This is a genomic window from Pseudomonas sp. R1-6, assembly GCF_051132115.1.
Taxonomy (GTDB): domain Bacteria; phylum Pseudomonadota; class Gammaproteobacteria; order Pseudomonadales; family Pseudomonadaceae; genus Aquipseudomonas.
Genome location: NZ_CP071662.1, coordinates 2,210,452 through 2,224,245, shown reverse-complemented (window position 1 = coordinate 2,224,245; position 13,794 = coordinate 2,210,452). Strand labels below are relative to the sequence as shown.

General features: G+C 61.4%; 12 protein-coding genes. 10 read left to right on the top strand and 2 right to left on the bottom strand.

Annotated elements, in window-relative coordinates:
* Nucleotides 1-91 precede the first annotated feature (91 nt).
* The 3 genes from J3P81_RS10260 (at nucleotide 92) to J3P81_RS10250 (ending at nucleotide 2,827) form a co-directional block, all read left to right on the top strand.
* Entirely contained in the window at nucleotides 92-1,018 is a 927-nt protein-coding gene (locus J3P81_RS10260) for a 2-hydroxyacid dehydrogenase (RefSeq protein ID WP_420767671.1), read from the top strand.
* A gap of 201 nt (nucleotides 1,019-1,219) precedes the next feature.
* Entirely contained in the window at nucleotides 1,220-2,077 is an 858-nt protein-coding gene (locus tag J3P81_RS10255) for a GNAT family N-acetyltransferase (protein ID WP_434563561.1), read from the top strand.
* A 42-nt stretch (nucleotides 2,078-2,119) separates the two neighbouring features.
* Nucleotides 2,120-2,827 carry a cupin domain-containing protein gene (locus J3P81_RS10250; protein WP_434563559.1) on the top strand — a complete coding sequence of 236 codons (708 nt, stop codon included), beginning with the start codon at nucleotides 2,120-2,122 and terminating at the stop codon, nucleotides 2,825-2,827.
* 339 nt (nucleotides 2,828-3,166) lie between these two features.
* Here the strand turns inward: J3P81_RS10250 and J3P81_RS10245 are convergent, their stop codons facing one another.
* Together J3P81_RS10245 and J3P81_RS10240 are read right to left on the bottom strand one after the other, a co-directional pair.
* Nucleotides 3,167-4,309, bottom strand: a complete 1,143-nt coding sequence (locus J3P81_RS10245; RefSeq protein ID WP_434563557.1) for an HlyD family secretion protein — start codon at nucleotides 4,307-4,309, stop codon at nucleotides 3,167-3,169.
* A complete protein-coding gene (locus tag J3P81_RS10240) occupies nucleotides 4,306-5,967 on the bottom strand; it encodes an MFS transporter (RefSeq protein WP_434563555.1) in 1,662 nt (553 codons plus the stop codon). Before J3P81_RS10240 ends, J3P81_RS10245 begins: the two co-directional genes overlap by 4 nt.
* A gap of 496 nt (nucleotides 5,968-6,463) precedes the next feature.
* Here J3P81_RS10240 and J3P81_RS10235 point away from each other — a divergent pair, with 496 nt between their 5' ends.
* The 7 genes from J3P81_RS10235 (at nucleotide 6,464) to J3P81_RS10205 (ending at nucleotide 13,692) form a co-directional block, all read left to right on the top strand.
* Nucleotides 6,464-7,765 carry an OprD family porin gene (locus J3P81_RS10235; RefSeq protein WP_434563553.1) on the top strand — a complete coding sequence of 434 codons (1,302 nt, stop codon included), beginning with the start codon at nucleotides 6,464-6,466 and terminating at the stop codon, nucleotides 7,763-7,765.
* A gap of 181 nt (nucleotides 7,766-7,946) precedes the next feature.
* The gene (locus J3P81_RS10230; RefSeq protein WP_420764460.1) at nucleotides 7,947-8,765 is read left to right on the top strand and encodes an NAD-dependent epimerase/dehydratase family protein; all 819 of its coding nucleotides are present in this window, start codon (nucleotides 7,947-7,949) and stop codon (nucleotides 8,763-8,765) included.
* Nucleotides 8,766-8,808: 43 nt separating this feature from the next.
* Nucleotides 8,809-9,714, top strand: a complete 906-nt coding sequence (locus tag J3P81_RS10225) for an SMP-30/gluconolactonase/LRE family protein (RefSeq protein WP_420764461.1) — start codon at nucleotides 8,809-8,811, stop codon at nucleotides 9,712-9,714.
* A 56-nt stretch (nucleotides 9,715-9,770) separates the two neighbouring features.
* Entirely contained in the window at nucleotides 9,771-10,739 is a 969-nt protein-coding gene (locus J3P81_RS10220) for a TRAP transporter substrate-binding protein (protein ID WP_420764462.1), read from the top strand.
* A gap of 76 nt (nucleotides 10,740-10,815) precedes the next feature.
* Nucleotides 10,816-11,343 (top strand): TRAP transporter small permease, encoded by a 528-nt coding sequence (locus J3P81_RS10215; RefSeq protein WP_420764463.1) that lies wholly within the window; start codon nucleotides 10,816-10,818, stop codon nucleotides 11,341-11,343.
* Nucleotides 11,343-12,623: a TRAP transporter large permease gene (locus J3P81_RS10210; RefSeq protein ID WP_420764464.1), complete on the top strand. Its 1,281-nt coding sequence runs from the start codon at nucleotides 11,343-11,345 to the stop codon at nucleotides 12,621-12,623. The genes J3P81_RS10215 and J3P81_RS10210 overlap by 1 nt, the downstream gene beginning before the upstream one ends.
* A 199-nt stretch (nucleotides 12,624-12,822) precedes the next feature.
* Nucleotides 12,823-13,692, top strand: coding sequence for an aldose 1-epimerase (locus J3P81_RS10205; RefSeq protein WP_434563551.1), 870 nt, complete (start codon nucleotides 12,823-12,825; stop codon nucleotides 13,690-13,692).
* Nucleotides 13,693-13,794: the final 102 nt, after the last annotated feature.

The window sequence follows — 13,794 nt, the reverse complement described above, 5'->3', positions numbered from 1 at the left end:
GCCTCGTGCCCCCCTGCGCATGCCTTTCGACAGATCCTGCTTCGCCATTCAGGCATGCTGAACACTCTGGAATCTGACGCGAGAACTGTCCATGGCCCTGCTCTATAAAGCTGACCCGATACGCGGCGAACAGTGGCGACGCCTGTTCGCCGAACAGGCACCCGACATCCAATGGCGGGCCTGGCCAGACATCGGCGATCCTCGGGATATCCGCTACCTCGCCGCCTGGCAGGCGCCGGATGACCTCGAGACGCTGCTGCCCAACCTTGAGGTGCTGTTCGCCCTCTCGGCTGGCGTCGACCAACTCGACCTCGCACGTTTGCCACCCACGCTGCCCGTGGTGCGGCTGCTGGATCCGGGCATCAGCCAGGGCATGTGCGAATACGCCAGTTTCGCCGTGCTCAGCCTTCATCGAGACATGATGCGCTACCGCCAGCAACAGGCCGAACGTCGCTGGCAGGCGCATCGCCTGGTGCCGGCCCGGCAACGTCGGGTGGGTGTCATGGGTCTTGGTCTGCAGGCGCGACAGATACTCGCCACCTTGAAGCCATTCGGCTTTGCCTTGTCGGGGTGGGCCCGTAGCGAACATCACATCGATGGCGTGACCTGTCACGCCGGCGCCGAGCAATTGCCCGCTTTCCTCAGCCAGTGCGACATCCTCCTGTGCGTGCTGCCGCTCACCGAACAGACCCAAGGCATCCTCAACCGCCAGCTATTGGAGCATCTGCCCAAGGGGGCAGCCTTGATCAACATGGGCCGGGGGGGTCACCTCGTCGAGGCGGACTTGCTCGACGCACTCGCCAGCGGGCAACTGAGCGCGGCAGTGCTCGACGTGCTGACGCAGGAACCGGCCGATCCCGGGCATCCTTTCTGGAACCACCCGCAGATCCTGCTGACGCCTCATATCGCGGCGATGACCCAGCCGGAGACAGCCTTTGACGGACTGCTGGAGAACATTCGACGGCACCAGCGGGGCGAATCGATGCTGGGCTTGGTGGATCGCGAGCGCAATTATTGACATGGCTATCGCGCAAATCGGCTCGGTATTTCCTGCTGGGCTGACGCCCCGTTGGGGCAAGAAATTCGGCCGGCACCGCTGCGGCTTATCGAAGCTGCCGAATTCACTGGCGGCTATTGTCAGCCCAGGCGACAGGTGAGATACAACCATTCTGCACGGACAATTGCGTCCGGCTCCACGTCAATTTCCAGGGGACCCGCCATGTCCATTTCGCAACGCCCTGCTTACGTTTATCGCGCCATGACCGACGCTGATGTTCCCTCGGCGCATGCCTTGTCCGTGCAGCTGAAATGGCCCCATCGCCTGGAGGATTGGGCCATGTTGCAGCGGCTCGCCCAAGGTTTCGTCGCACTGGATGGGGATCGCTTGATCGGCACTGCGTTCTCCTGCGCCCAGGGCAACTACGCCACCATCGGCCTGGTTATTGTCGACGATGAATACCAGGGCCGGGGCATCGGTCGCAAGTTGATGGAGTTGGCGATCGAGGCTTGCGGTTCGCGGACCGCCGTTCTCAATGCGACGTTGGCCGGCACGCCTCTATACGCCAGCCAGGGCTTCGTTGAGTTCGGGCAGATCCAGCAACATCAAGGGCACACATCGTCACCTGTCCCGCCGGCCCTGGGCAACGGCCAACGCTGCCGTGCGCTGGCACCGGCCGATCGGGCCGAGTTGATCAGGCTGGCCAACCTTGGCAGCGGCCTGGATCGCGAGGCCGTGCTGAACGATCTGTTCGATGTCGTTGAACAGGGCGTGGGCATCGAGCAGGACGGCCAGTTGCGCGCCTTCGCCCTGCTTCGCCCTTACGGACGCGGACGCTGCATTGGCCCGGTCATCGCCCAGGACGCCACGCAGGCCCGGCACCTGGTCGCGGCATTGCTGGCCCACGTGCCGGAGGCGTTCGTGCGCATCGATATTCCCGCCGACTGCGGCTTGGGGCCCTGGCTCGAAGAGATTGGCCTCAAGCACGTCGACACCGTCGCCCAGATGGCACAAGGCACTGCGCCCCAGGCCAGTGGCGGCGTGCGCCAATTCGCACCGGTGACCCAGGCCATCGGCTGACAGACTCTTCATTCCATGCCGTTAATTCCGGAGCAATGTTTCATGCTTGAACCCACTGCAATGCTGTTGGCGCGCGCCGATGGCAGCCCCGCCTCCACCTCATTCAAGCCAGGTTCATTGGGTGCCAACGACCCCTTCGACCGGCTCATTGCCTACGCTGGGGTTGATGGCATGGCCGCCGGCGTGGTCCGGGCCGGCGGACGAATCAGCGTCGAGGAGTATCCGTTCAGCGAAACGATCGTCGTCCATGCCGGGGCGGTCACGCTGCGCAGCCAGGCGCAAACGCTGCGGCTCAATCCGGGCGAAAGCGCTGTGATAGCCCGTGGCACCGCCCTCGAAATTGATGCGCAACCGGCTTCGCTGTGGGCCTTTTGTGCCGATACCCAATCCGTCGAGGCCAATCAACCGGGACTCACCGCCCTGCCCGCGCCGACCTTGCTTGCACCCTCCGCGGCGCCCGACGAAGAGATCCTGCTCAGCCCGGCGCCGCAATGCCGCTCGCACAACCTGTTCGTCGAGCAAGCGACGAACCTGCGCATCGGCATCTGGGATTCAACCCCCTACACACGCAAGTCACGGCCGCACAAGCTGCATGAACTGATGCACCTGCTCGAAGGCAGCGTCACCTTGCAACTGGCCGACGGCACCGAGCTGATCGTCGGCACCGGCGATACAGTGTTCGTTCCCTTGGACGCCCCTTGCGCCTGGAAAAGCAGCGTCTACGTGCGCAAGGTCTACGTCGTGAGATGAGCGCCAGGCACTGAATTCAAGATTGCACCGGGTTCTTGTGGGAGCGAGCCTGCTCGCGAAGAGGCCGGCACATCCAGCATCTTCATCGCCTGGGGTGCCGCCATCGCGAGCAGGCTCGCTCCCACATTGGATTTGTTTGATAGCCACAGAGCTCACATAATCCACATTGGATTTGTTGGTAGCCACAACTCACATAATCCACATTGGATTTTTGGTAGCCATAGAACTCACATAATCCACATACCCTTGTGGGAGCGAGCCTGCTCGCGAAGAAGCCGGCACATCCAGCATCTTCATCGCCTGGGGTACCGCCATCGGCGAGCAGGCTCGCTCCCACAATTATTCTGTTTTTTCTGCATTACCCGCCGTATCGATACTCACCACCACCGACATTCCCGGCCGCAGGCGTTCGCTTTCCGGCTGGCCTGGATCGACTGTGATGCGAACCGGCACGCGCTGGGCGATCTTGACGAAGTTGCCCGTGGCGTTGTCGGCCTGCAACAGGCTGAACTCAGAACCGGTGGCCGGGGAGATCCGTTCGACATGCCCATGGAATCGGCGATGGCCGAGGGCATCCACGGTGAAACTTGCCGGCTGGCCAACACGCACCTTATCCATCTGGGTTTCCTTGAGGTTGGCGATCACCCATTTCTGGTTCGGGACCAGGGCCATCAGCTGTGCACCGGAGTTGACGTAGGCCCCGAGGCGTACGCCGATCTGCCCCAACTGACCGTCCCGGGGCGCCACGACTCGGGTGTTGGACAGATCGATGCGCGCCAGTTGCACCGTCGCCTCGGCACTGGCGACGGCGGCTTCGAGGGAGCCACGGTTGACGACCACCGTTTGCAAATCCTGGCGGGCGATTTCCAGGCTGGCCTGGGCTTGCGCCACGGCGGCTTGGGTTTGTGCGCTGGCCGCGCGGCTCAGGTCCAGCTCACGCTGGGACACCGAACCGTCTTTGATCAGTTCCTCGTTGCGGCGCAGGTCGGCGGCGTTTTTTCGTGCCTGGGCCTGGCTGTCCGCCAGCGCGGCCTGGCGCAGCTTGATGGTGGCTTCGGCGCTGTTGCGTTGCTGCACGACGTTGGCGAGGGCCGCTTGCTGCACGGCCAGTTCCGCCAGTGCCTGGTCGAGACGTTGTCGATAGATGCGGTCGTCGAGGCGCACCAACAGATCGCCAGCCTTCACGAACTGAAAATCCTGCACCGGCACCTCATGCACGTAGCCGCTCAACTGCGGCCCGATGATCGTCACTTGCCCGCGCACCAAGGCATTTTCTGTGGTTTCCACGGCGCTACCGAACGGCGGCAATTGCCAGGCATAAAGCACCACCAGCACACCGACGATCGCCACTGCCGCGAACCCCAGGGATGAAAGAACTCTTATCCGCAGGGAACGCGGTTTTGTCGCTGGAACGGCGGGTGGCGCCTGGTCCTCAGGCGTATCGGCGATGGCGTTGGTGGTCGTGGAGGTCGGCTCGGTCATGAAGAAGTGGCACCGCTTGGTTGTGTCGAGGGGGCAGGCGCTGTGGCGACGTGCTGGGTGGTAGTCATCAGCCACAGGGCGCGGAGGGAGATCCAGATCATGGTCAGCACGGCGATCACCGCGATCAGCATGAACACATCGTTGTAGGCCAGCACGTTGGCTTCGCGGGTGGCGGCCGCGGCAAGGCTGCGAATGCCTTGCAGGTGCCGCAGGCCCGGATCGGCGATCAGCGAACCCACCGCCGAGCCACCGCTGTCCACCCGCGCGGCCACGCGAGGGTCGAACAGGTTGATGTTTTCCACGAGGTGGCTGGAATGAAATTTCTCGCGCACCACTTGGAAGGTGCCGAGCACCGCGGCCCCCACCAGGCCACCGAGGTTCTGGCAAATCCCGAACAACACGGAAAAACTCACCAGATTGCGCGGGTTGGTCAGTACATTGCGCACGCCGAGAATCATCGTCGGCCCCAGGAAAAACGTACTGCCAAACGCCAGCAGAAACTGACTGAAATACATGTTCTGCGGGCGGCTCAGGTTGTTCGAGTAGCTGTCCATGACCGAGCCTGTCGCCATCAACGCGAGGGAAATGATCAGGGGCATGAACAGGTGCGCCGGGTTGATCGTCAAGGCACTGGTCACCAGCCCGGCAATGCTGCCGACCAGCATCACCACATAAAGGCTGTGCATCTGTTGGCTGCTCATGTTCAGCGCTTGCAAAAAACCCACCGCTCCAGTGGATTGTTCCGAAGTCACCATGCGAATCAGGATCACCGCCAGGGCCAGGCGGATCATCACCCCACTGCCCAGCCAGCGCGTCATCAGCATCGGGTTGCTGCGGTTATGCTCGATCGCCAGGCCCGCCAGGATCAACACGATGGACAGCGCCGAGGCCACGCCGATCCATGGTGCCTCCAGCCACCAATCGATGCGCCCCAACGACAGCACCGCGCACAACAAGGCGACGCCGCTGGCAAGCACCGTGAAGGTCAGGAAATCAAGTTTTTCAAACGTCTTGAAGCGGTCGCCCGGTGGCAACTTGAGCAGCAGCACGCAACCCAACGAGAGCAGCGCCATCCCCAGTTCGAACAGGTAGAGGCCCCGCCACTCGGCAATTTGCAACAGGTCTTCGGAGAACAGCCGGGCCATCGGCAAGGCCAGCTGCGAAGTCCCCAGGCCCAGCACTAGCGCCTTGAGCCGCCACTTCGCCGGGAAAGCCTGGACCATGTAATACAGGCCCAAGGAGCTGAGGGCAGCGCCGACCATGCCATGGGCCGCCCGCACGGCAATCGCCGAGTTCAGGTCGTTGACGAACAGATGACCGAACGTCACCAGGGCGTACAGCGCCAGGAACACCTCAGTGAACGCGCGCAAGCCGAACTGCTGGCGAAACTTCACCAGCAGCAGGTTCATGGAGACGTTGGTCATGACGTAGGCGGCGGGCAACCAGGCCATCTCGGCGGTGGTCGCGCCGAGGGCCCCTTGCAAGTAAGGCAAGTTGGCGATCACCAGCGAATTGCCCAACCCCCCGGTCAACGCCACCAGCACGCCCACCAGCGCAAAGGCGAGCCGTTTGGGCGTGGGATGCAGTGGCGTCGACGGGGAGCCTGGCAGCGTCGGCCTTTCGTGGGGCTCCCAGGCGCGTGGGGTGTATTGATCCATTCAGAGACCTTGCAGGGACATGTCGGCTCGTTTGCCACGGGTCAATTCCCGTTCGACGATGGGAAGGTGCAAGAAGTGCCCGGGGCTTTTGCGTGGCGAGGGAGCTTGCTCCCGCTGGCTGCGCAGCAGCCTCCCCTGTAAACGGAATACGCCGTAGAGAGTCGCCTGGGATGGGGCTGTTGTGCAGCCCGGCGGGAGCAATCTCACTCGCCACCCACTGCCTTTTTCGAGGCCATTCGACTAATGTCTTACGCCGGTCATCGCATGACCTGCGCCGCTCGTCGCTATCCTGGGGGCACCGTTTTTCCTTGCCGCAACGGCCCGCTTGCCTGCGTTTTGTTAGGCGAAAGCGTTGAAATAGCCCACGGCCGGATCATTCTCGATGAAAATTTGCGGTAATGGCCAGTTGACAACGAGGAACGCTCCACAAATAATCCGCTCCATGTTGTACGACGACGTATGACAAATAAAAACAACAAAAAGTAGGAGCGTCAGAGTGAGCACTCGTGCCCGTTTTTCGTCCAGTAACCGCCCCAGCCGCCGTACCCTTCTCAAATCCACGCCCGCGCTGTCACTGCTCGGCTGCACCGGTCTGGCGCTGTTCATGCCCATGACCGCTGGTGCCGAAGGCTTTGTCGATGATGCCAAAGCCACGCTGAACCTGCGTAACGCCTATTTCAACCGCAACTTCGTCAACGACAACGCCACCCAGGGCAAAGCCGAGGAATGGACCCAGAGTTTCATCCTCGACGCCAAGTCCGGCTTCACCCAGGGCACCGTCGGTTTCGGCGTTGACGTGCTGGGCCTGTACTCGGTCAAGCTCGACGGCGGTCGTGGCACGGCCGGCACCCAGCTGCTGCCGGTGCACGACGACGGCCGCCCGGCCGATGACTTCGGTCGCCTGGGCGTGGCCCTGAAGGCCAAGGTCTCGAAGACCGAATTGAAAGTCGGCGAGTGGATGCCAGTGTTGCCGATCCTGCGTTCCGACGATGGCCGTTCCCTGCCGCAAACCTTCCGTGGCGGCCAGGTGACCTCCACCGAGATCAACGGCCTGAGTCTCTACGGCGGCCAGTTCCGCGCCAACAGCCCGCGTAACGACGCGAGCATGGAAGACATGTCGATGAACGGCCGCGGTGCATTCACCTCCGACCGTTTCAACTTCGGTGGCGGCGAATACGCCTTCAACGAAAAACGCACCCAGGTCGGCGTCTGGTACGCGGAACTGTCCGACATCTACCAACAGCAATATTTCAACCTGACCCACAGCCAGCCGATCGGCGACTGGACCCTGGGCGCCAACCTCGGTTACTTCACCGGCAAGGAAGACGGCAGCGCACTGGCCGGCGACCTTGACAACAAAACCGCCTTCGCCATGCTTTCCGCCAAATACGGCGGCAACACCTTCTACGTCGGCCTGCAGAAAGTCGGCGGCGACGATGCCTGGATGCGCGTCAACGGCACCAGCGGCGGCACCCTGGCGAACGACAGCTACAACTCCAGCTACGACAACGCCAAGGAAAAATCCTGGCAACTGCGCCACGACTTCAACTTCGCCGCCGTCGGCGTGCCGGGCCTGACCCTGATGAACCGCTACATCAGCGGTGACAACGTTCACACCGCCACGGTCGATGACGGCAAGGAATGGGGCCGTGAAACCGAACTGGCCTACACCGTGCAGAGCGGCGCACTCAAGAGTCTCAACGTGAAATGGCGTAACGCATCGATTCGTCGCGACTTCAGCACCAACGAATTCGACGAGAACCGTATCTTCATCAGCTATCCGATTTCGCTCCTGTAAGACCCATGGAACACTTGCCATGAACGCCTGCCAGCGCCATGGCGAGCCCCGGCAAGGATGCCGACCCAGAGCGGTTCGTCGATCAAACGTTGACAAGGTAGCGGAAGGATAAGGATATTCCCTCTCGGTCGTACGACAACTTATAACAACTGTACCTCTCACTGTTTGCTCAGGTAATGCCATGACCACCACACAGATTCGCCATCCCTTCAATCGCCTGCTGTTGACCGGCGCCGCCGGCGGCCTTGGTAAAGTCTTGCGCGAACGCCTCAAGCCTTATGCCCGCCACATTCGCCTGTCTGACATTGCCAACATGGCCCCGGCCATCGATGAAAGCGAGGAAGTGGTGCCGTGCGACCTGTCGGATAAGCAGGCCGTGCATCAACTGGTTGAAGGTGTCGATGCCATCCTGCATTTCGGTGGTGTATCGGTTGAGCGTCCATTCGAGGAGATCCTCGGCGCCAACATCAGCGGCGTGTTCCACATCTACGAAGCCGCGCGTAAGCACGGTGTCAAACGCGTGATTTTCGCCAGTTCCAACCACGTCATCGGTTTCTACAAACAAGACGAAACCCTCGACGCCCACTGCGCTCGCCGTCCGGATGGCTACTACGGCCTGTCCAAGTCCTACGGCGAAGACGTCGCCAATTTCTACTTCGATCGCTACGGCATCGAAACCGTCAGCATCCGCATCGGCTCGTCGTTCCCGGAACCGCAGAACCGCCGGATGATGAGCACCTGGCTGAGCTTCGACGACCTCACCCAACTGATCGAATGCTCGCTCTACACACCCAAAGTCGACCACACCATCGTCTATGGCGTCTCCGCCAACCGTGACGTCTGGTGGGACAACAGCCACGCCGCGCACCTGGGCTACAAGCCCAAGGACACCTCGGAAATCTTCCGCGCCAAGGTCGAAGCGCAACCGATGCCGGCCGCCGATGATCCGGCCATGGTCTACCAAGGTGGCGCCTTTGTGGCCGCCGGCCCGTTCGACTGATCCGCCTGTTGTCCGTGGGATACAAACGAACCAAGGAATCACCATGCAAGCCGAATTGATTGTCGACGCACGCAACGCCGTCGGGGAAAGCCCTGTGTGGGTGCCCGAGGAAAACGCCTTGTATTGGGTGAACATCCCCAGCGGCGGCCTGCAGCGCTGGAGCGCCAGCAGCGCAAAGATCCAGAGCTGGGAAGCCCCCGAAATGCTCGCCTGCATTGCCCGTCACCAGGACGGTGGCTGGATCGCGGGGATGGAAAGCGGTTTCTTCCGCCTGCATCCACATGACGACGGCAGCCTGGACAGCGAGCTCTGTGCAAACGTCGAGCACAGCCGCACCGACATGCGCCTCAACGATGGCCGTTGCGACCGCCAGGGCCGTTTCTGGGCCGGCAGCATGGTGCTGAACATGGGCGCCAATGCGGATGAAGGCAAGATGTACCGTTATGAAGCCGGACAACGCAGCCCGGTCGAGGCGCAACTGAGTGGTTTCATCGTGCCCAATGGTCTGGGCTTCAGCCCCGACGGCCGGACGATGTACCTGTCCGATTCACACCCGCTGATCCAGCAGATCTGGGCCTTCGACTACGACATCGACAGCGGCACCCCATCCAACCGCCGCCTGTTCGTCGACATGATGCCCCTGGCCGGTCGCCCGGACGGCGCGGCAGTCGACGCCGATGGTTGCTATTGGATCTGCGCCAACGACGCCGGCTTGATCCATCGCTTTACGCCGGATGGACGTCTCGACCGCTCCCTGGAAGTGCCGGTGAAAAAACCGACCATGTGCGCCTTTGGTGGCAGCCAGCTGGACACCCTTTTCGTGACCTCGATCCGTCCTGGAGACGACAACGATCCGCAATCCCTGGCCGGTGGCGTGTTCGCGCTGAACCCCGGCGTCAAGGGTCTCGCTGAACCTGCTTTCGGAGGATGGAAACACTCCGCGAACTGATCTGCTTTGCCGCTTCTCATCGATAGACATAAAAACAACAACACTGGAGATTGACCATGAATTTCAAACGTACACTTCTGATCGCGGCCTTGCCCCTGGCCTTCCTGGCACAGGCGGCGCAGGCTCTGGACATCAAGATCGCCGACATCCACCCCAAGGGCTACCCAACCGTGGTCGCCGAGGAATCCATGGGTAAAACCCTGGAAAAGGAGAGCAAAGGCGAACTGAAGTTCAAGTACTTCCCGGGGGGCGTACTGGGCTCTGAAAAAGAAGTGATCGAGCAGATGCAAGCCGGCGCAATCCAGATGTCCCGCGTCAGCCTGGGCATCGTCGGCCCCGTGGTGCCGGACGTGAACGTCTTCAACATGCCATTCATCTTCCGCGACCAGGCGCACATGCGCGCCGTGATCGACGGTGAGGTCGGCGATGCGATCCTGGACCGGATCACCAACTCCGAATTCGGCCTGGTGGCCCTGGCCTGGATGGACGGCGGCACGCGCAACCTCTACACCAAGAAGCCCGTGCGCACGCCGGAAGACCTCAAGGGCATGAAAATCCGCGTCCAAGGCAACCCTATGTTCATCGAAATGATGAACGCCATGGGCGGCAACGGTATCGCGATGGACACTGGCGAGATCTTCAGCGCGTTGCAGACTGGCGTGATCGACGGCGCGGAAAACAACCCGCCGACCATGCTCGAGCACAACCACTACCAGAACGCCAAGTTCTACAGCTTGACCGGGCACCTGATCCTGCCTGAGCCGATCGTGATGTCGAAAATCACCTGGAACAAGCTCACCCCAGAGCAGCAGGACATGGTGAAGAAAGCGGCCAAGGCTGCCCAGGCTGAAGAGCGCAAGTTGTGGGACGAGAAATCGGCCGCCAGTGAAGAAAAACTCAAGAAAGCCGGCGTCGAGTTCATCACCGTCGACAAGAAACCCTTCTACGACGCCACCGCGCCGGTCCGAGCCAAATACGGTGCACCGTACGCCGACCTGATCAAGCGCATCGAAGCTGTCCAGTAAGACCTCTTAATCTGTACTCATGAAACGGCTGGGCGCGCCTGCGGTTAGAAGGCGCGCCCGGTAACGGTGGAACCCGATGAAGAATTTGCTGCTGCGTATCAACGACAAGATTTACATGACTTGCATCTGGGTGGCCGGCCTCTCTGTCCTTGCCGTTGCGCTGATGATCCCTTGGGGCGTGTTCGCCCGCTACGTCCTTGGCACCGGCTCAAGCTGGCCGGAGCCCACCGCGATCTTGCTGATGATCGTCTTCACCTTCATCGGCGCCGCCGCCAGCTACCGCTCCGGGTCGCACATGGCTGTGGACATGGTCACCAGCCGCCTGCCCCAGCACTGGCAAAACGTGGCTTCGGTGTTCACCCAGTTGATGATGGCAGCGGTGTGCATTTTCATGACCATCTGGGGTGCCAAGCTGTGCATGACCACTTGGAACCAGTTCATGAGCGCCATCCCTACCCTGCGAGTCGGCATCACTTACATGCCGATCCCGATCGGTGGGTTCCTGACCCTGATTTTTGTCTTGGAAAAACTCTTGCTGGGTGATCAAAGCCAGCGTCGGGTCGTGCAGTTCGACCTGGTAGAAGAAAACGAAGGTGCCGCTTAATGGACGCTCTGATTCTGCTGGGCAGTTTTTTGGTATTGATCCTGATCGGCATGCCGGTCGCCTACGCGCTGGGCGCCGCCGCCCTGATCGGGGCATGGTGGATCGACATTCCGTTCCAGGCCATGATGATTCAGATAACGGGCGGCGTGAACAAATTCTCGCTGCTGGCCATTCCGTTCTTCGTCCTGGCCGGCGCGATCATGGCCGAGGGCGGCATGTCTCGCCGGCTAGTGGCCTTCGCCAGCGTGCTCGTAGGTTTCGTCCGGGGTGGCCTGTCCCTGGTCAACCTCGTGGCCTCGAGTTTCTTTGGCGCGATCTCCGGTTCCTCGGTGGCTGACACCGCCTCGGTCGGTTCGGTACTGATCCCGGAAATGACACGCAGGGGCTATCCGCGTGATTACGCCACCGCCGTCACCGTCAGTGGTTCGGTACAAGCGCTGCTGACACCGCCAAGCCACAACGCAGTGCTGTACTCTCTCGCCGCTGGCGGCACCGTCTCCATTGGTTCGCTGTTCATGGCCGGCATCGTCCCCGGCATCATGATGAACCTCTGCCTGATGGCGCTGTGCCTGGTCTTCGCGAAAAAGCGCAATTACCCCAAGGGCGAGGTTATTCCGCTCAAAGAAGCGCTGAAGATTTGCAAGGAAGCCATGTGGGGCATGATGACGTTGTTCATCATCCTGGGCGGCATTCTCTCGGGTGTGTTCACTGCCACTGAATCGGCCGCCATCGCCGTGGTGTGGGCGTTCTTCGTGACCATGTGCATCTATCGCGACTACAAGTGGAGCGAGTTGCCGAAACTGATGCACCGTACGGTGCGCACCATTTCCATTGTGATGATCCTGATCGGCTTCGCCGCCAGCTTCGGCTACATCATGACGCTGATGGAAATCCCGGCGAAGATCACCACCGCGTTCCTGACGCTGTCGGATAACCGCTACGTGATCCTGATGTGCATCAACGTGATGTTGCTGCTGTTGGGCACCGTGATGGACATGGCACCGCTGATCCTGATCCTCACGCCAATCCTGATGCCAGTCATCGTCGGCATCGGCGTGGACCCGGTGCAGTTCGGCATGATCATGCTGGTGAACCTGGGCATCGGCCTGATCACGCCGCCGGTGGGCGCGGTGCTGTTCGTCGGCTCCGCCATCGGCAAGGTCAGCATCGAAAGCACCGTCAAGGCCCTGCTGCCGTTCTACGGCATGCTGTTCCTGGTTCTGCTGCTGGTGACGTACGTGCCCGCCATTTCGCTGTGGTTGCCACATTTGGTGTTGTAACAGAAAACAATAGGTCCCCTTGTGGCGAGGGGATTTATCCCCGCTGGGCTGCGCAGCGGCCCCAAAACCAGCCATCTCGATTTGTCTGATACACCGAGATTGAAGCCTTTAGGGCTGCTTCGCAGCCCAGCGGGGATAAATCCCCTCGCCACACTTGGGCGTATTCCCCTCCAGCTTTGCCAACCCATCAGACGCCGCCATGACACCACCACTCCTCCACCTCGAAGACGAACTGACCCGCCTCACCCTGGCCCCACACCTGGGCGCCAGCCTCGTTGAATGGACCTTGCGCAGCACCGGCGCTCCCCTCCTACGCCCACCCGCGCCACAAGCGCTGGAAAATGGCCTGCCAGGCAAGCTCGGCTGCTTCCCGTTGATCCCGTGGTCGAACCGAATCGCCCATGGCGGTTTCGATTGCCCCGGCGGCTGGCTCGCCCTGGAAGCCAACAGCCCCAACGATCCATTTCCGATCCATGGCAGTGCCTGGCAGCAGCCTTGGCAAGTCGCCGAACAGAGTGCCGGGGAAGTTTTGTTGCAACTCGACTGCCAAACCCCGTTTGCCTATTGCGCCAGCTTGCGGATCCGCCTCAGTGGCGGCCAATTGCAGATGGCGCTGCACGTCACCCACATGGCCGAACAGGCCGCCTGGCACGGGTTGGGTTTGCATCCGTATTTCACGCGCACAGCCGATACCCGCCTGCAAACCCGCGCCAGCGAAGTCTGGATGTGCGACACCACGAAACTGCCAACGGAACTGAAGGATGTTCCCTCGGAGTGGGATTTCCAACACGCACGGTTACTGCCGGATACCCTCGTCGACAACGGCTTCGGTGGTTGGGATGGCCAGTGCCTGATCCAGCAACCAGACCTGGGTTATGAACTGGAATGCCGCGCCAGCGGCAGCGATTACTTCCTGCTGTACTGCCCCGTGGGGCTGAATTTTTTCTGCATCGAACCGGTAAGTCACCCGGTCAATGCCCATCACCTGCCAGGACGGCCGGGGCTGCGTTTGCTGGAGCAAGGGCAATCGGTGGCGTTGGGGTTTTCGATGCAGTGCCGAGAGTTGTAAGGCGCGCCGATCCCCGTGGCGAGGGAGCTTGCTCCCGCTCGGCTGCGAAGCAGACGCCCTGGCTCAAGACCGTATGGGCCTGCTGCGCAGGCCAGCGGGAGC